Origin of the sequence: Vibrio sp. 1874 (assembly GCF_033344395.1) — a bacterium.
In the GTDB taxonomy this organism is placed as follows: Bacteria; Pseudomonadota; Gammaproteobacteria; order Enterobacterales; family Vibrionaceae; genus Vibrio; species Vibrio alginolyticus.
Genome location: NZ_JAWPOR010000009.1, coordinates 105,044 through 121,925, shown reverse-complemented (window position 1 = coordinate 121,925; position 16,882 = coordinate 105,044). Strand labels below are relative to the sequence as shown.

Below are 16,882 nucleotides of genomic sequence, written 5' to 3'. Positions count from 1 at the left end.
TAAATGCTTCATCAAATACAAAAAAGAGCCACTATCGTCAGTGGCTCTTTTTCCATTAATACTTCAAAAAAGTGACTAAGCGATGTTCGTCACCTCTAGGATCAGTTCGGCTTTTTTAGGTAAATAAATACTGAATTTACTGCCTTTTCCCCATTCAGACTCTGCTTTTAACTCACCACCCGTTTGGCTGAGAATACTTTGGGAGACCGATAGCCCTAACCCTGTGCCTTCTCGTTTCGTTGTGTAAAATGGCGAGAAGATTCGACTCAAGTTTTCTGGTTTAATACCGCAGCCCTCATCGATAACATGAATCGCGGCTCCTTTCACTTCGCCCTCTTCAATCCAGTCTTCACTGACTACTGTTAATGTTCCTTTACCGCTCATTGCGTGAATGGCGTTCATTTGCAGGTTAACTAAGATTTGTAGCAAATGATGGCGGTTTATCTCAACTGACGTATGTGCTTGTAGATCAGTCACAAACTCGACGTCGCGTTTCTTGGTGCCAGTTTTAACCAAGGTGATGCTTTCATCAATGATAGGATTGACATGTTGCCAAGTGATTTCATCTTGAACACCGCCTTGGCGACTGTATTGCAATAAACTGCGTGTGATATTGCGGATACGATCAATTTGCGCGTGAATCGCATCAATTTCTTCTTGTACTCGACTTGCATCGTCACCCAATTCAAAATGGATCAATTCTACGTTGCCAAGAATCACGGCGGTTGGGTTATTAATTTCGTGAGCAATCCCCGCGGTGAGTTCTCCCAGTGCTGCCAGTTTTTCATGAACAACGAGTTTGTCGCGGGTTTGGTTGAGCAATTGAATATGCAGTTCAAGATCTTGGGTTTTTTCTCTCAGGCTTGCCGTACGCTCTTGAACTTTGCATTCAAGTTGAGCTGCGGAGTTTTTCAGTTCAATTTTGCGCTCTTCTAGCGCGTCTAACATATCATCAAACTGTCTGGCTAACTGCGCAAGTTCATGATCGGCATCTAATCCTAACGGGCCAATCCGTTTTTCTTTACCTTGTTGGACCTGCTTCACCACTTTGTGAATGCGTTCGATCGGTCGAAACAGATCATAAGAACCGCGATATACCATCACGCCAGAAACCAGCAATAACATAACCGTAATCAAGCTGATTTCGGCAATGTTGGTCATGTAGGCTTTAACGAATGGCCACATTAGGTAACCGGTATAAAGCATACCAATGACGTTGTCGTATTGGTCTTTGATCGGTTGATACGCCGTAATATACCAAGCGTCATACACATATGCTAGGTCAACCCACTGTTCACCCTTCGAAAGTACTTGGTTATACACTTCTGCGCTCACGCGAGTGCCTATGGCGCGCCCTAGTCTATGATCGCTGTCTAGAGGAACGTTGGTGCTCACACGCAAATCATCGAGAAATACCGTCAACGTACCCACAGGGCGAAGGCGGTCATTATCACTTAAGTAAATGAGATCGCGGATTTGATCCACCAGCACTGTGCTGTTGTTAAGGAGCAAACCACCATCAAGAAAGCCGATCAAATCGTTCGCTTGGCTGTATACCGGAATCACGGTTCGACTGACTAACCCACGCACTTCCCTGTCACCATCAGCAAGAATAGGCACTTCAGCTCGTTTGGCGAGTTCAGGATCGAGGCGTTCGAGTTCTTCTTTATTGAGTACATCAAAAAACGATTCGCGCTTGGTGAGATCCATAAAGCGGAATTTGTTTTCCATGGAATTAACGCGTTGGAAAGAGAGAAAATCTAAAGCATATCTTTTCTTCTGCTCTGTGACCCACTTTTGCAGGTCACCTTGTGGCGTTCCTTGATTAATGCGAATACGGAAATCGTACGAATCGGCAAACGCCCGCACGTAATTGGCTTGCTTTTGCTGTAACAACGTTACGCTGTTATTTGCAACACCAAGACGCTCCGAGACATCAAGCAGCGCATTTTGCCACGTGTAATGAATAGACCAATAAATGGTAATGCCGATCAGAGCTAACAATGTGAGGAAAATCGGCGCAGAGGTTAAGAATAACAAGCGATAACGCACCATGGTTTTAAAACGGTGCGTCCATTTTGACAATCCTTTGTACTGTGGGCCGTTAGTCGGCATATTCCTCATCCTCAGAATCCCATTCTTTGTATTTACGTTCTAAGGTCTTGCGAGCTACGCCCAAATCACGAGCAGCAGCAGACTTATTGCCTTCATGCAAGTTAACGACTTGTTTAATATGTGCTTTCTCGACTTCTTTTAACGTCCAGCTGTTTGGATAGCCTTCGCCAGTAAATTCTTTGCCTTCTCTAAAGGTTGGTAACTCAGCAGAGTGAGAAACAGTAATCGATACATTAGGCAGTGAATGCCCGCCATTCAGCTCTCGCCAATAGTGTGCAGGTGGTTTGCCAAGCAAGATACAACGCTCAATCAAGTTTTTCAGCTCACGAATGTTTCCCGGCCAATCGTACTCACTCATGGCTTCCATGTCCTCGTGCGCCCATTTGGGCGCAGGCATACCGAGCTCGCGCGTCAGCATGTTGCTGAAAAATGGCACCAACTCAAATAAGTCGGTTTTGCGCTCTCGCAGCGGACACACTTCAATTTTCAGAACGTTTAAACGGTAATAGAGGTCACTGCGGAAATTACCTTGATTGACCTCTTCTTGCAGGTTTCGGTTGGTTGCCGCTACGATACGGACATCAATACTGATCTCTCTTTCTGAACCGACAGGGCGAATCGTACGCTGCTCTAACACACGTAATAATGATGCCTGCATTGCAAGTGGCATCTCCCCGATTTCGTCAAGAAATAAGGTGCCACCGTTCGCAACACGGAACAAACCTTCACGCGATTTTTTTGCACCGGTAAACGCGCCCGATGTATGACCAAATAACTCACTTTCTAAAAGCTCTGGTGCAATCGCACCGCAGTTGATTGGCACAAACGGGCCCGTTCGCCCACTCGCCTGGTGGATACCTCGTGCAACTAGCTCTTTACCCGTACCCGACTCACCTTCCACCAAAACAGAAGCACGTGATGGTGCAAATTGGTTAATAAGTTGCTTAAGCAGACGCGTTTTTTCTGAGCCGCCGATGATCTCTGAGGTATTGTGACGTTGGTAATCGCGTGTCATGGCGTACTGCATGCGTTCGTTCAAACGGCGATCCATACAGCGACTGACCGCTTTTAACATCTGCTCAAGGTTGAATGGTTTGAGGATAAAGTCGGAAGCACCGAGCTGTAGCGCTCGAATGGCAATTTCTAAATCCGCATAACCCGTCATAAAAATCACATCGGCACGTTTGTCATCATCTTCAAACGCTTCTTCCCACTCAATTCCAGAACGCCCTGGCAGATTAATATCCAGCAAGATCAGATCATAATGTCGAGAATTACGCAGTTGTTCTGCTTCTTCGATGCTACCAGCTGTATCGACATGTGAAAAAAGCTTACCCAATGCCTTTTTCAAGATGGCTTGCATGCCTAATTCATCATCGACGACCAGTACGGAAAAGGCGCTATATTGTTGGTTTGTACTAAGATGGGATTGAGTAGACATATTTACCCCAGATGGATTTCGATGGGACAGAGTGTACCAAGTTTAAACAGAGATACCCTACAAAAAGTGCGACATTTTGTACCAACGCAAACTTTTATGCAAATAACCCCATGATTTAGTGCATAAACCAAGCACTTTAAGCTTGTAAAAGGTTGGCATCTTGTTTGCTATAAGGTGGATACGGAGCGCATTTAAGTGATCTCAGGATGTTGATGTTTGCTTATTCCAACACCCTAAGACAACTTGCGTATTACGCTAATCGCTCTCGTCCAAAAAGGCTTCTCCCTAAAACCTGGAGAGATTCCAAAGAATCATTGGAAAGGAACACATAAAAATGAAAAAAATTGCGCTAACTCTGGCTGCAACGTCTATCACGCTTGTAAGTTACTCTGCGTTTTCTGCTCAAGACGGAGAACATGTTCGCCTTGCAACCACAACCAGTACTTACCATTCAGGTTTACTTGATTACCTGCTTCCACAATTTGAAAAAGACACGGGCTACAAAGTCGATGTTATTGCTGCAGGTACGGGTAAAGCCTTAAAAATGGGCGAAAACGGTGACGTAGATTTGGTGATGACACATGCACCAAAAGCTGAAGGCGCATTTGTTGAGAAAGGCTACGGCGTTTTACCTCGCAAGCTAATGTACAACGACTTTGTGATTGTAGGCCCGAAAGCTGACCCAGCAACAATCAAAAATGACGAAGGCGTGTTAGATGTATTCAAAGAGATCGCAAACAAAAACGCAACGTTCATCTCTCGCGGCGATGATTCTGGTACGCACAAAAAAGAAATGGGCTTCTGGGCTCAAACTAAAATCGAACCGAACTTTGGTGGCTACCGTAGCGTAGGTCAAGGTATGGGCCCAACTCTAAACATGGCGTCTGAAATGCAAGGCTACACCATGACGGACCGCGGCACATGGCTGGCTTACCAAAACAAATTGGATCTAGAAATTCTGTTCCAAGGCGATGAAAAACTGTTTAACCCGTACCAAGTTATTCTTGTTAACCCTGAGCGTTACCCAACGATCAACTATCAAGGTGCGAAGGCATTCAGTGATTGGTTGGTAAACCCTCGCGGACAGGAACTTATCAATGGTTTCCGCCTAAACGGTAAACAACTGTTTGTTGCGAATGCTGAGAGCAAATAACGCAATATGAATCTTGCTGATACAACACTGGAAGCGCTTCGCTTACTGGTGAATTTTGATGCTGACCTATGGGAGATCGTTGCGGTCTCCTTTAGTGTTTCTATCACGGCAATATCCCTAGTGGTATTGCCGGCTATGTTGATGTCCTTTGTACTGGCGTATACCGACTTTCGCGGTAAATGGTTTTTGTTGTCGATCGTAAATACGCTGCAAGCGGTCCCTACCGTGGTGATTGGCCTGTTGCTGTACATGTTGCTGTCGCGTGCTGGCCCTTGGGGAGACTGGCAAATGCTGTTCACTCAGAAGGCAATGATCTTCGGCCAAATGGCGATCTGCTTCCCTGTTTTGGTATCGATGATGCATGGTGCATTACAATCTAGCGACCGTCGTGCAGTGGAAACTGCCATCACGCTGGGCGTCTCCATTCCGCGCTTGGCAGCTACGATGATTTGGGAAACCCGCTTTCCTCTACTTGCGGCTATCATTGCAGGGTTTTCACGTATCGTGACCGAGGTGGGCTGCTCAATGATGGTTGGTGGGAACATTATGGGCGTGACGCGAAATATTCCCACGGCTATCGCAATGGAAAGCAGTAAAGGTGCTTTTGCGCAAGGAGTTGCATTAGGAATTGTATTACTATCTTTAGCGTTGGCTCTAAACTTCTTCTTATCAAGTATGAGAGGCAAAGGCTACCTCAGAACATAGAACATGAAGCAAACAAACGACTCACCATTAACCCCATGTCGAGGCGAATTATGACTATAAAAATCACCGCCGAACAGTTATCCATGCGCTTTAAAGAGCGTGTGCTTTTCCACATCCCTGAGTTAGCCATCGGCCCAAATGATGCCATTTATCTCAAGGGTGACAATGGTGTGGGCAAAACTACCCTACTCAAAATCCTTGCTGGCTTGCTCAAACCCTCTACTGGCGATGTTGTTGCGCCAAAAGATACGTGGCTGAAAAGACTGACGCGTCGCAATGGTCGTGTCGATGTGATTTATCTCCATCAATCCCCTTACCTTTTTGACGGCACTGTATATGAAAACGTAGTCTATGGAGTGAAATATCAACAAGATACGCAAAAAGATAAGCGAGCTCAAGTTATTCACGCGCTGCGCATGGTAGGTTTAGAAACCTTAGCGGACGAACATATTTCCGTGTTGTCCGGCGGTGAAAAACAGCGCGTTGCCATGGCAAGGGCTTGGATCTTAAAGCCGTCGATTTTATTGATGGATGAGCCAAGTGCGTCTTTAGACCAAGAATCCATTGAACGATTGGTAGTGATGGCGAAAGATCTTTTGGATCGTGGTTCCAGTATCGTGGTGACAAGCCATCAGGCCAACGCACTGACCGACTTATGTAAAAAACAGTGGTGGATTAAAGACAAGACTTTGATAGAGTCTCCTCTGTTGTATGTCATACCAAAAGAAACATCCCAAGAGAATGCATATGCTTCAACCAACACAAACTAGTTGGGTCATTTTGGCTGGTGGCCAAGCCAGCCGTATGGGTGGAAAAGATAAAGGTCTGATTGAGTTAAATCAGAAGCCACTCATCGAACACGTTATTGAACGTTTATCTCCACAAACTCCACGCATTTTAATTAATGCCAACCGAAACCAAGATGCGTACAGCAAATTTGGTTTCGTATTTAGTGATCAATTCAAAGATTTCCCTGGGCCTATGGGCGGTATTCACGCGGGTTTGATGCATGCTGAAACTGACTGGGTCGGATTTGTACCTTGCGATAGTCCACAAATTAACACCGACCTTGTCGAGCGTTTCTGCCAGTTTGTCAAAGAAGACAGCGATATTTTGGTCGCGCATGATGGTGACCATCAGCAACCTGTTTTTACGCTCTACCACAAGCGCGTACTGCCAAAACTCACCGCGTTTTTAGAACGTGGCGACCGCAAAATCATTCTGCTCTACAAAGAGTGCAACACCAGTTACGTTGACTTTAGCGACTCACCAAACTGTTTCGTCAACTTGAACACTCCGGAAGAACTGGCGCAATTTGGACAATTAGAATCATGAAACACACGCTAAACATTCCTATTCTTGGTTTTGCAGCTTATTCAGGCACAGGCAAAACCACGCTACTTGAAGCCCTATTGCCAAAGCTGACCGAAGCAGGTTTACGCATTGGCATGCTAAAACATGCGCACCACAACTTCGATGTCGATAAGCCGGGTAAAGACAGCTACCGTTTACGCAAAGCTGGCGCATCTCAAATGCTGATTGCTTCTCGCAACCGTTTTGCGTTAATGACAGAAACGCCAGAAGCCGAAGCGGAGTTTGAATTCCTATTAACACGTTTTGATGAAGACATGCTTGATGTGGTTTTGGTCGAAGGCTGCAAAAACATCGCGTTTCCTAAAATCGAATTGCACCGTGAAGAAGTCGGCAAGCCTTGGCTTTATCCAAACGATGAAAACATCATCGCTATCGCTTCAGACGGCGGCGAGTTGGACTCTGAACTGCCACAAATGAACATCAATGATCTTGAAGCGATTGCTCAGTTCGTTATTCAGTATGTTCAAGAAGCGAAAGCACCAAAAAACAAAGAGAAAGAAGCCGCATGTTGCGACACACTTTCTCCTGCTTTCCTTTCTGTGGTTCAAGGCCAAGAGAAAATCCTTTCTTTGGTGAACACGGTTTCGGAAATAGAAGCATGCAAGATTGAAAACGCCTATGGCCGCGTTCTTGCGGAACATATCGTTTCACCAGTAAATGTGCCGCAATACACCAACTCCGCGATGGACGGTTATGCCATCCGCAGTGATGATGTTGACCGTGATAGCTACCAAGTGGTTGTTGAAGTGATGGCGGGTCATGCTTACGATCAACCTCTGGACGTTGGTCAAGCGGTGAAGATCATGACTGGCGCACCAACACCACGTAACGGCGACACAGTGGTCATGCGTGAGCAAGCCTCTCAAGAAGGTGACAAGGTCACCTTTAACGGTGCGAATATCAAAGCAGGCCAAAACGTTCGTCAAGCAGGTGAAGATCTCGCTATCGGCAGTGACGTCTTTACCGCAGGCACTCGCCTAGCCTCTCCAGAAATGGGCATGATCGCTTCGCTTGGTTTTGGTGAAGCGAATGTGTTCCGCAAAGTGAAAGTTGCCGTGTTCTCCACCGGTGACGAAGTACAAGCGCCGGGAACAGAGCAAAAAGCGAATTCTATCTACGATTCCAACCGTTTTACCATCATGGGCATGCTTGAAAAGCTCGGCTGCGAGATCTTGGACTTCGGTATTCTGGAAGACAACGAAAAGTTAATGATTGAAGCGTTGGAAAACGCATCGGCGCAAGCGGACGTGGTTATGACTTCTGGTGGCGTATCTGTTGGTGATGCGGATTACATCAAACTTGCCTTGGATAAACTTGGTCAAATAGATTTTTGGCGAATCAACATGCGTCCGGGACGTCCATTAGCGTTTGGTCAAATCAACAACAAGCCGTTCTTTGGTCTGCCGGGCAACCCTGTTGCCGTGATGGTTTCATTCATCAACTTTGTCGAGCCTGCACTGCGTAAGATGCAAGGCGAACAAGGCTGGAAGCCTCTGAAAGTGAATGCCATCGCGACTGAAAACCTTCGCTCTCGACAAGGTCGTACCGAGTTTAGCCGTGGCGTCTATGAACTGGATGCAACTGGCCGTTTAACCGTTCGTACAACAGGCAAGCAAGGCTCTGGTATTTTGCGCTCAATGAGTGAGGCAAACTGTTTGATCGAAATCTCCCCAGCTATTGATACAGTAAAAGCGGGAGAAAGCGTGACAATTATCCCACTTCAAGGCAGAATCTAGCTCAAACTAGAAATTCAAAGGTCAGCGAGTCTGGCCTTTTTGTTTAATACAGAAACCTTTTCAGAGAGACAGCTATGGCTCGCACCATTCTTTACACTTACAAAGACCAAGACAAAGAACTGACATTCTCATACCAGCAACACCGCAACATTCAAGAAGCAGTTGCCGAGGCAGAAGGTATCGATATCACTGAGTTCCTAAAGATGGAGCAACAAATCGAAGCAGTGTCTGACACTAAAGCAGTGCGCAACTACCGCGACAACTACTTCAGAAAATTAGGCTTTAGTAAAATCACCCTAGCTCAAAAAGAAAACCTAGGCGTAGGCAAAAAGAACAAATAAGCTTATCTGCAAACAGAAAACTCGCGATTCGTCGCGAGTTTTTTATGCATGCTATTTTTTTTTCGTGCTCTATACCCAAGCATATAGAAGTTACTTGGGTATATAAGTTACTTCGATATACAAGTAAAAGCCCCGTTTTACCTTGATGGTCTAAACGGGGCTTTAAATTTCTTCTTACTTTGTATCGAGTAAGGTTTCAGTCACTACTTGATGTTTAAGAACGCAGCGCCGCGTACACCACCTGAATCACCGTGTTTTGCTTTGATGATCTTAGGACACTTAGCTACAGACAATAAGTGTTTAGGGATGCGTTTTGGCATCTCTTCGTAAATCAATTCGAAGTTAGATAAGCCTCCACCAAGTACAACGGTGTGTGGGTCTGTTGCAGTAAACAGGTTTGCAAAGCAGATTGCTAGCAGCTCCATAAAGCGCTCGACGTGCTCTACTGCTTTCTCTTCACCCTCTGCGTGCGCTTTAATAATGTCGATCGCTTTCTTCTCTTCGCCGTAGTAATGCGCGTAAAGAAGCTCGAAACCACGACCAGATAGGTAACTATCTAAACAGCCTTTGTTGCCACAGCCACAGCCAAGTAATGGTGCGTTTTCACCCAGGTGGAACCATGCGTCGATAGGAAGACGTGTGTGACCCACCTCACCCGCTACGTGGTTGCGGCCAGAGAATACTTTACCTTCGTAGATAAAGCCACCGCCAAAACCAGTACCAAGGATCAAACCTAGTACAGATGGTTCATCTTGAAGATCTTCGTCCCACGCTTCAGAAAGCGCGAAACAGTTTGCATCGTTTTCAATTTTTACGCTGCGACCGATTTTAGCTTCCAGATCAGCACGAAGTGGTTTGCCTTTTGCCGCAGGAACGTTAACTGTTAGTACCGTTGCATCATCGGCGTCTTCCATACCTGGCAAGCCAAGACCAATCGTACCTTCGCAGCCAAACTCTGTATCGTATTTGTTCACCAATTCCGCAATGGTATCAACCAGCAGCTCGTAGTTGTCTGTTGGTGTAGGTACACGTTCCGTCGCTACACGCTCAAGCTTCTCGTTAAATGCACCAAATTCAATTTTAGTGCCACCGACATCAAAGCCGTAATACATGTATTTCTCTCCTAAAAAATGCTTCAAACGACTCTCAAAAATGGCTAGAGTCAAAAGTATAAACTGATGGCATTATCCATATCTGTACGCCTGCAAACCGTGACCGAATGCAGATTTATCCCCTCACCGAAGCCAGTTGAACAACATACCATCAACAAAAGCTCATTCCTTAGAGTCAGCTCTCGGTTTTCATCCACTCTTTGAAACGTTTCAAGTGTGGCTGGTTAGGGTCGTTTTTGACTCGAGTCTTGCTCAGCATGTAAGTTTCTCTGAAGGCTTCAAACCACAATTGAAGGCATTCCGCAGCTTTAGGCTCACCAGCTTGTTTTAAAACTAATGTCGCGACTTCGGCGGTTGAAAGATGCTGCTCATTCTCGGAGCGGCGCATGATGTATTCAGACAGAGATTCCGGCTCAATGGAAAGCACAGGCAAAGATTTAAGAAAATCAGAACGACGGAATATCTTTCGGGCCTCACGCCAGCTACCATCAATAAAGATCAGCAACCATTTTTTGTTCTCGACATCTTCTTTTACCAATCGCGCTGGCTCTAGATCTTCAATTAAACGAGAGGGATCATCCACATAGTCTGCAGGAAATACAATCACCGGTTGGTAGCTGTCATCCTGTAGTAGCGCGAGCATCTCTTCAGACGGTTCTGTTCGGTTCCATTGATACACGTAAGTCTCTTGAATCGTATCAGCGATTAGACGACCGGTATTACTTGGCTTAAACACTTCGTTTTCAGAAACAATCAACATACATGCAATATTGGCCTTGATGTTTGGCTGAAGGTCGCACAAACAGTGTTGCTCAGAAACCTGGCAATATTGGCAACGAACCACTTTACATCCACGCGCGTTGAAAGGCTTGGTTGAGATAGATTGTCGGTACTGATATAAACGGTGGAAAGCGTGAATTCTCATGGTAAGTAATGCCAAGTAAAAAGTAGAGCGCGATTCTACTGATATTATGGTTTCGCCTCAAGATAAGCCCATCAGCAGTGTGTTGAAATAATTTCACTCTTATCTCGGTCATAGATAAAGAAATAAATAAGGGAATGACAGTGACAGAAACGACATTTCAAGAACCCTCATGGCTCAGATTAGGCTTTTTCCTTGGCGTATTATTGCTTTGTGCCATTTGGGAGAACAAATTGCCTAGAAAAACACTGACCGCTTCGCGCAGGTTTCGCTGGGTCAATAACTTGTCATTGGTTGCTTTTAACAGCCTAGTTATTGCTTTAATCATGCCTATCGCCGCCTTTCAAGCTGCGGTCATAGCTCAGGAGCAACAATGGGGGCTGCTGAATATTCTGTCCCTCCCCGCTTGGTTAAATATTTTTCTAACCGTCATTTTGCTTGATTTCGTCATTTACGCTCAGCATGTTGTCTTTCATCATGTAAAACCGCTGTGGAAGATTCACCGAATGCATCACGCCGATCTCGACATAGACGTCACCACAGGCGCACGCTTTCATCCCTTCGAAATAATCATTTCAATGGGAGTAAAAATTGCAGCCGTGTTTATCTTAGGTGTTTCACCTATCGGAATTGTGGTATTTGAAATTGTGCTTAATGCGAGCGCGATGTTTAATCACAGTAATGCAAAACTGGCTTTATCTATGGACCAAAAACTGCGAAACGTCATCGTTACACCAGACATGCATCGCGTGCACCATTCAGTGATAGTAAAAGAGACCCACTCAAACTTTGGTTTTTTCCTTTCAGTTTGGGACCGCTTTTTTGGGACATACCGAGCTCAGCCTAAGTTGGGTCATGAAGATGTTGTTATTGGTGTGCCGGAAATTAGAGACGAAGAAGAGCAAAGATTAGATAAGCTGTTAACGCAGCCCTTTCGCTACAATAAAGAGAAGAAGTAATGGTTGAAAAAATATTGTTGGATGAAGTATGTCAACAAAACGAATAGACCAAGCCTAAACCCCTGTTAAACACTACTTCATCCTCATGATGTGTAAGAACAGATTAGTTTTCTGCTAGCTGACGCTTTTTGTTTAACTGAGTAATACCAACAAATAAACCAACAACACCAAGCACTGCACATGCCAAAGCATTGGTGTTCATTACTTGCTGTGCCTCCATTGAGCTGTATAGAAAAGCAAGGCTGAAGAAAGTGGTGGCAAAGCTCAAACCTGTCAGTACGCTGAAACCAGCAAAACTGGCCAAGTCTTTAAAATCGTTCATAACGAGTCCCTGTTTACAATCCTTAATCGAGTGTTGTGAAAATAATAATTAACGAAATATTTGGCGCGATTGACTATGTTTTCGCGCATTCCATAACCAGATAGATACCCCAAATGAGAACCCTAAAAACAGTGTCTTCATTTGTAGGGCGACGTTGTTATCTAATATTTCTAATGTATAGTGAGCGTGGGAACTAAAGATAACATTGGTTATAAGAATCAATAACATAACGACTAGGCCAGAGCGGCGATGCTTGACCAATAGATACGCTGCTAATAAGTCCAATAGTCCCAAAGCGCTCCAATACATATTCAACCAGCGTGGCGCAAAATCGTAAGGTAAAAAGCCACCAACAATGTTGTCATAAAGATGAACCACTCCGCCAACTGTCATAAAAAGGCATAAGAGAAACACGACGAATTTATCCATTACCGTTTCCTTATCTGAATGAATGAGCAAAGCATATAGAAGTCACTTAAACATTTGTAATCCCATCGCCATTTTTGAGATCGACAGTGCCATTATCAACACGATGAGAACAGAAACGGCTGCTCTACCTTCTTTATTTAGCATAGTGTTTGCTTTGTCATTGTCCCAAATCCGCCAATGCAACGACAGAATCCTCCTTTAAATCACGCCTTGGTTTATCAACTCTCGTACCTTTTCCAGCCCGCGCTGAAACACAGTATGTGCATTCGCGGGAAGGCCGCTCTCGACATCGTGCCAGAAGAACGCGAAATCATGTCCACCATCGTCTTGCGTATGAAACAGCCATGAATTAGCGAGGTCAGCACACTCACACAAAACAAAATGCCATACTTGATTTTGAAAGCCACTGTCCCATGAGCATAAATATCGTGCGGAACGAACATGTGTGATACCAGACTCCTCAGCGAGCTCCCGCTTGGCCGCTATGATGTAACTTTCATCAAACACTTCAACAGTGCCCTTGACGAGCTGAACACCCGCCAACGGATGTTTAAAAAGTAGGATCTCTTGATTTTGATTACGTAGAACGACGGGGCAAACTTTATCGATCACAAAACCACTCCTTATGGTTCAAGCAAAAGGCTTTAGCTTTCTCTGGATATAAAGAAATCGAGTGAAGTTGCTCTACACGCACCCACTTCAAATGGTACTGATTAACATCTGATTTTCTGATTTGCTCTGGCCCACTCCCTAGTTTCACTTTTAAGTTCCCTACATAAGAAAGAAAATAGGTTTCTAAGCGACCTTGATTTTCGAGTTCCAAAACTTTCTTAACCGAACCAAGTTCTATTGAGGTTTCTTCCCGCGCTTCTCTTTTAGCAGCTTCAACAGGTTCCTCACCTGCTTCAACACTGCCTCCAGGGAAAACCCAATACTGTCTGTCGTTTCGAACGCGATGGATAAGCAAAAGTTCTTGGTGATGATTAACTAGTATGAGGCTGGCTCTTTGTGATAACTGCATGATTCATTCCTTTGAATTCTGGCGACATTCTAGTCAACGAGTCCCTCGAACAAAGCATTAACATCACGTTGTGATAACTAAACCCTTTAGAAATGAACGAGATGAGATGTAACTCACTTTTGCAATGCAAATAGGAGCCATTAAATGAGTAGCCGTAACAAAAAAGCAGAACCGAGGTTCTGCTTTTAGTCGGTGGAAACATCTCATTTACTTAGTCTGATGAAGCTCATACTTGTGCAGCATTGCTTGCTGGTGCCCAGCAATTTCCGCCACTTGCTCAGAACTCTCAACCATAGACTCAAGCTGCAGCTTTGTGCGTTCGCCAAGATCAGAAATATGTGTGATGGATTGAGATACATCTGCCGTCGCTCGTTCTTGTTCTTCTGTAGCAACTGAGATTTGCTCAACACGTTCTTGAATGTACTTAACCGCGAGGTTGATATCAGAGAATGTCGATTTCACTTCATTGCCGGACTTTAGCGCGTGGGTCATTTCTTCTCTTGAATCATTAACTGCTTGGCGCGAACGCTCTGCGGCAGTAATAAGCTCGCTCATCATTTCTCGGATGTTCGTAGTTTGTTGAGAGGTATCACTTGCAAGTTTGCGAACTTCATCAGCGACAACCGCAAATCCACGCCCTTGCTCACCAGCACGGGCAGCCTCTATTGCTGCGTTGAGAGCAAGTAAGTTGGTGTTGTCCGCGATCCCACTGATCATATCGACCATTTCACGAATCTGTTTTACACGCTGGTCTAGCTCTAACATTGACTGTTCATTTACATCCAAAGAGCTTTCTAATGACTCCAAACGTTCGCGGTTTTGTTCCACGACTTGAACCCCTTTTTCAGTGTGCTGGGTTGCAAGGAGCGAGTCCTGTGAAGATGCATTTGTCACCATTGCTATTTCACGAATAGAGGCTTCAAGCTGCGTTATGGTCGTGATCATACTAGACAACGCTTCATTTTGTGTTGCCAACCCATCACTTGTTTGTTCGGCTGCACTGTGACTTACTTCTGCCGTCTGATAAAGCGTTTCACAATTGCGCGTCACCGTTTGAATGGAGTCGTGTGTGGAATCGATTACTTGATTCAACTTTCGTGCTACTTCTTTCAGCTCATAAGGGCCGACTTCTTCTGCCTTGTCACGAAAATCATGTTCGGTAAGTGCTGAAAGACGCGTTAGTACATTCCTTAACCCTCGGTTTGTCCATGACTTGAGACTAAACCAAGTAACCAGAATAATAAAAGAAATCACACACGCCGCAAACACGAGCACAACGCTCACCGATTCAATGGTCTCGTTGACCACCCGCTCTTTTTCATCGATCAACTGACCAGCGGTTTGGGAGATTTGATCAAGTAACCGCATGGTTTCATCCGCAAGCATCGAAGCCTGTTTAAACTCTGAACGTTGCAATTCCCCTTGTTCTAGTTTGGCGAGGATCAAACGCAGCACGCCCTTTTCACTAAAGCCTTGTTTCACCATCTCATATGGTGCGGTTAAGCTTGCATATTCACTTACTTCAGGATGAAAAGATTGGAAGTCTTCATAGGCGAGTTTAATACCTGCTATGCGATTTCGCATTTCTCGGTATTCTTTTTCGGCTTTGTTTAATTCTGAGTGCATCATCATGACTAAGAACGTACTTTCCATTGAGCTTGCAGAAGCAATGAAACGGTTAGCGGCATCGCTCGACTCAGGATTATCAGCACTAAGGAACGAACTGATTCGATTCATTTCCGGGCCGATAGAGCTAAGCCCATAGCGAAAACCACCAACAGCGGCATCAATATCCATTTGAATTTGTATCACCGAAGATTGCTTCAACAAAATGGACTGCGTGATGTTATGTAAACGCGCTAGTTTGGTGTCTAACTCCTCCGAGAGTTGCTGAGCTACACCAGACGCTTTCACAACCAAAGTTGTGCTTTGAGTTGCAAGAGAGTCGATTTGCTCTTTTATGAGAGGCAACTCTTTCGGCTCAGTAATCTGCATACCATGGTTGAGTAGCTTAACCATCTCCAATACATTCCTGGTTAACTTTGCGTTTGCCATCGCGATTGGTAATGCTTTTTGCGACAAGTCTTCAAATTGTTCCCCTACCTGTTCCATTCCTTTGAAACTTGAGACAGAAAGGGCTATAACAAGAGCAATGATAGTTAAAAATGTTGCACTGACAGCCTGAATCAGTGAAAGTGATGTGCGTGAGCGTTTTCGCTTTGCCATAATCAATTTTTATTCTTTCTTAAGGTTGAATCGGTTCTGCAGTGATTCCGTCACATTTGTGAGACAAAACCGTGATTTGCAGCCCATACTATGGATTGGTTATGACACTAATATTTCAGTTGTGAGTCATAGAGATGACAGGTGGTGATTTGCGTCGAGTATATTTTCCTTTGATAATCAGTGTGCTACTAAGCGCCTGCTCTTCTGGGCCTGAGCCTAGTGAGCAAGCACAGGTGACAGCACCTACAAATCAGCTATTGTCGGACAACCCTGACTTGTTCGACTTTTACACAGAGTGGCACGGCACGCCTTATCGCTTAGGCGGGACACAGAAATCTGGAATTGATTGCTCAGCATTTGTACAAAAAGCGTTTATTGAGGCTTATCAGCTCTCGTTACCAAGGACAACGAGGCAGCAATCAAAGCAAGGTGTGGAGTTAAGTTGGACGGATGCCAAGCAAGGGGATCTAGTGTTTTTTAAAACAAGACGTACAACTTATCATGTCGGAATTTACTTGGGTAACAAGCAGTTCATGCATGCATCGACGTCTAGAGGTGTGATTATTTCAAGAATCGACAACCCATACTGGGCATCTAAGTTTTGGCAAATAAGAAGAGTTACAATGTAACTCCTCTCACTCTTTAACCGGACATTGCTGTAAGTTAAAACAATATCAGTCGTAAGTCGCAACAGCATTATCGAACAGATTTTTGACCAGAGCGATGTATTCATCAAGGAACGTGATCTGTTCATTGGTCGCTTTTTTATGCCATACCCCAGCCAATATCTCACCAAGATCTTCAACAACTGCATCAGCCTCTTTCAACAATTTGAAGCGTACGCTCGAGTGAAGTTCTGGATTTTGCTCAAAAATCGCCATGATGTTTGAAGCCACCATATCGGTGACAACATCTTCGATGCTTTCGGATCCAGTGTCGCCAATTTCGGTCGTAAAAATATCTAGATTTAGAGACAAGTGCTCGATAAGAGCGAGATATCCATCGGTTTCTAAAACCACTGTTTTT

At 44.8% G+C, this 16,882-nt stretch carries 18 protein-coding genes; 8 read left to right on the top strand and 10 right to left on the bottom strand.

Annotation, left to right across the window (positions count from 1 at the left end):
* Positions 1-75: 75 nt before the first annotated feature.
* Complete coding sequence (locus tag R8N46_RS16400; RefSeq protein ID WP_318098479.1) at positions 76-2,115, bottom strand: cache domain-containing protein; 2,040 nt, start codon at positions 2,113-2,115, stop codon at positions 76-78.
* Positions 2,105-3,556: a sigma-54-dependent transcriptional regulator gene (locus tag R8N46_RS16395; RefSeq protein WP_017820677.1), complete on the bottom strand. Its 1,452-nt coding sequence runs from the start codon at positions 3,554-3,556 to the stop codon at positions 2,105-2,107. The genes R8N46_RS16400 and R8N46_RS16395 overlap by 11 nt, the downstream gene beginning before the upstream one ends.
* Before the next feature lie 334 nt (positions 3,557-3,890).
* Here R8N46_RS16395 and R8N46_RS16390 point away from each other — a divergent pair, with 334 nt between their 5' ends.
* From R8N46_RS16390 to R8N46_RS16365, 6 genes are all read left to right on the top strand, one after another.
* Complete coding sequence (locus tag R8N46_RS16390; RefSeq protein ID WP_005389522.1) at positions 3,891-4,709, top strand: substrate-binding domain-containing protein; 819 nt, start codon at positions 3,891-3,893, stop codon at positions 4,707-4,709.
* A gap of 6 nt (positions 4,710-4,715) precedes the next feature.
* The gene (locus R8N46_RS16385) at positions 4,716-5,414 is read left to right on the top strand and encodes an ABC transporter permease (RefSeq protein WP_213972494.1); all 699 of its coding nucleotides are present in this window, start codon (positions 4,716-4,718) and stop codon (positions 5,412-5,414) included.
* Between the two features lie 50 nt (positions 5,415-5,464).
* Positions 5,465-6,184 carry an energy-coupling factor ABC transporter ATP-binding protein gene (locus R8N46_RS16380; protein ID WP_025766658.1) on the top strand — a complete coding sequence of 240 codons (720 nt, stop codon included), beginning with the start codon at positions 5,465-5,467 and terminating at the stop codon, positions 6,182-6,184.
* The gene (mobA, locus tag R8N46_RS16375; RefSeq protein ID WP_005377572.1) at positions 6,162-6,749 is read left to right on the top strand and encodes a molybdenum cofactor guanylyltransferase MobA; all 588 of its coding nucleotides are present in this window, start codon (positions 6,162-6,164) and stop codon (positions 6,747-6,749) included. The genes R8N46_RS16380 and mobA overlap by 23 nt, the downstream gene beginning before the upstream one ends.
* Positions 6,746-8,524 carry a bifunctional molybdopterin-guanine dinucleotide biosynthesis adaptor protein MobB/molybdopterin molybdotransferase MoeA gene (locus R8N46_RS16370; RefSeq protein WP_053303075.1) on the top strand — a complete coding sequence of 593 codons (1,779 nt, stop codon included), beginning with the start codon at positions 6,746-6,748 and terminating at the stop codon, positions 8,522-8,524. The genes mobA and R8N46_RS16370 overlap by 4 nt, the downstream gene beginning before the upstream one ends.
* A 74-nt stretch (positions 8,525-8,598) precedes the next feature.
* Entirely contained in the window at positions 8,599-8,865 is a 267-nt protein-coding gene (locus tag R8N46_RS16365) for a DUF2960 domain-containing protein (RefSeq protein ID WP_005377584.1), read from the top strand.
* Between the two features lie 203 nt (positions 8,866-9,068).
* On the opposite strand, the gene nagK is transcribed toward R8N46_RS16365, so the two are convergent.
* The gene (gene nagK / locus R8N46_RS16360) at positions 9,069-9,977 is read right to left on the bottom strand and encodes an N-acetylglucosamine kinase (protein ID WP_005377586.1); all 909 of its coding nucleotides are present in this window, start codon (positions 9,975-9,977) and stop codon (positions 9,069-9,071) included.
* A gap of 175 nt (positions 9,978-10,152) precedes the next feature.
* Complete coding sequence (locus R8N46_RS16355) at positions 10,153-10,902, bottom strand: tRNA-uridine aminocarboxypropyltransferase (protein ID WP_137281986.1); 750 nt, start codon at positions 10,900-10,902, stop codon at positions 10,153-10,155.
* A 140-nt stretch (positions 10,903-11,042) separates the two neighbouring features.
* Between R8N46_RS16355 and R8N46_RS16350 the strand changes: the two genes are divergently transcribed.
* On the top strand, positions 11,043-11,858 hold the full coding sequence (locus tag R8N46_RS16350; RefSeq protein WP_031777247.1) for a sterol desaturase family protein: 816 nt from the start codon (positions 11,043-11,045) through the stop codon (positions 11,856-11,858).
* Between the two features lie 103 nt (positions 11,859-11,961).
* On the opposite strand, the gene R8N46_RS16345 is transcribed toward R8N46_RS16350, so the two are convergent.
* The 5 genes from R8N46_RS16345 to R8N46_RS16325 form a co-directional block, all read right to left on the bottom strand.
* A complete protein-coding gene (locus R8N46_RS16345) occupies positions 11,962-12,180 on the bottom strand; it encodes a hypothetical protein (RefSeq protein ID WP_054579285.1) in 219 nt (72 codons plus the stop codon).
* Between the two features lie 48 nt (positions 12,181-12,228).
* Complete coding sequence (locus R8N46_RS16340) at positions 12,229-12,609, bottom strand: hypothetical protein (protein ID WP_005377611.1); 381 nt, start codon at positions 12,607-12,609, stop codon at positions 12,229-12,231.
* Between the two features lie 198 nt (positions 12,610-12,807).
* Positions 12,808-13,221, bottom strand: a complete 414-nt coding sequence (locus tag R8N46_RS16335; RefSeq protein ID WP_053307087.1) for an NUDIX hydrolase — start codon at positions 13,219-13,221, stop codon at positions 12,808-12,810.
* Positions 13,211-13,630, bottom strand: a complete 420-nt coding sequence (locus R8N46_RS16330) for an NUDIX domain-containing protein (protein ID WP_054574143.1) — start codon at positions 13,628-13,630, stop codon at positions 13,211-13,213. Before R8N46_RS16330 ends, R8N46_RS16335 begins: the two co-directional genes overlap by 11 nt.
* A gap of 207 nt (positions 13,631-13,837) precedes the next feature.
* Entirely contained in the window at positions 13,838-15,856 is a 2,019-nt protein-coding gene (locus R8N46_RS16325; RefSeq protein WP_213972493.1) for a methyl-accepting chemotaxis protein, read from the bottom strand.
* A gap of 134 nt (positions 15,857-15,990) precedes the next feature.
* Between R8N46_RS16325 and R8N46_RS16320 the strand changes: the two genes are divergently transcribed.
* Positions 15,991-16,485 carry an NlpC/P60 family protein gene (locus R8N46_RS16320; protein WP_025766665.1) on the top strand — a complete coding sequence of 165 codons (495 nt, stop codon included), beginning with the start codon at positions 15,991-15,993 and terminating at the stop codon, positions 16,483-16,485.
* Positions 16,486-16,530: 45 nt separating this feature from the next.
* Here R8N46_RS16320 and R8N46_RS16315 read toward each other — a convergent pair whose 3' ends face one another.
* Complete coding sequence (locus R8N46_RS16315; RefSeq protein ID WP_005377620.1) at positions 16,531-16,875, bottom strand: DUF3802 family protein; 345 nt, start codon at positions 16,873-16,875, stop codon at positions 16,531-16,533.
* Positions 16,876-16,882 lie beyond the last annotated feature (7 nt).

Excerpts from the sequence above, each read along its gene's own strand:
- R8N46_RS16400 (WP_318098479.1), bottom strand. The coding sequence starts at position 2,115 with ATGCCGACTAACGGCCCACAGTACAAAGGATTGTCAAAATGGACGCAC.
- R8N46_RS16395 (WP_017820677.1), bottom strand. The coding sequence starts at position 3,556 with ATGTCTACTCAATCCCATCTTAGTACAAACCAACAATATAGCGCCTTT.
- R8N46_RS16390 (WP_005389522.1), top strand. The coding sequence starts at position 3,891 with ATGAAAAAAATTGCGCTAACTCTGGCTGCAACGTCTATCACGCTTGTA.
- R8N46_RS16385 (WP_213972494.1), top strand. The coding sequence starts at position 4,716 with ATGAATCTTGCTGATACAACACTGGAAGCGCTTCGCTTACTGGTGAAT.
- R8N46_RS16380 (WP_025766658.1), top strand. The coding sequence starts at position 5,465 with ATGACTATAAAAATCACCGCCGAACAGTTATCCATGCGCTTTAAAGAG.
- mobA (WP_005377572.1), top strand. The coding sequence starts at position 6,162 with ATGCTTCAACCAACACAAACTAGTTGGGTCATTTTGGCTGGTGGCCAA.
- R8N46_RS16370 (WP_053303075.1), top strand. The coding sequence starts at position 6,746 with ATGAAACACACGCTAAACATTCCTATTCTTGGTTTTGCAGCTTATTCA.
- R8N46_RS16365 (WP_005377584.1), top strand. The coding sequence starts at position 8,599 with ATGGCTCGCACCATTCTTTACACTTACAAAGACCAAGACAAAGAACTG.
- nagK (WP_005377586.1), bottom strand. The coding sequence starts at position 9,977 with ATGTATTACGGCTTTGATGTCGGTGGCACTAAAATTGAATTTGGTGCA.
- R8N46_RS16355 (WP_137281986.1), bottom strand. The coding sequence starts at position 10,902 with ATGAGAATTCACGCTTTCCACCGTTTATATCAGTACCGACAATCTATC.
- R8N46_RS16345 (WP_054579285.1), bottom strand. The coding sequence starts at position 12,180 with ATGAACGATTTTAAAGACTTGGCCAGTTTTGCTGGTTTCAGCGTACTG.
- R8N46_RS16340 (WP_005377611.1), bottom strand. The coding sequence starts at position 12,609 with ATGGATAAATTCGTCGTGTTTCTCTTATGCCTTTTTATGACAGTTGGC.
- R8N46_RS16330 (WP_054574143.1), bottom strand. The coding sequence starts at position 13,630 with ATGCAGTTATCACAAAGAGCCAGCCTCATACTAGTTAATCATCACCAA.
- R8N46_RS16325 (WP_213972493.1), bottom strand. The coding sequence starts at position 15,856 with ATGGCAAAGCGAAAACGCTCACGCACATCACTTTCACTGATTCAGGCT.
- R8N46_RS16320 (WP_025766665.1), top strand. The coding sequence starts at position 15,991 with ATGACAGGTGGTGATTTGCGTCGAGTATATTTTCCTTTGATAATCAGT.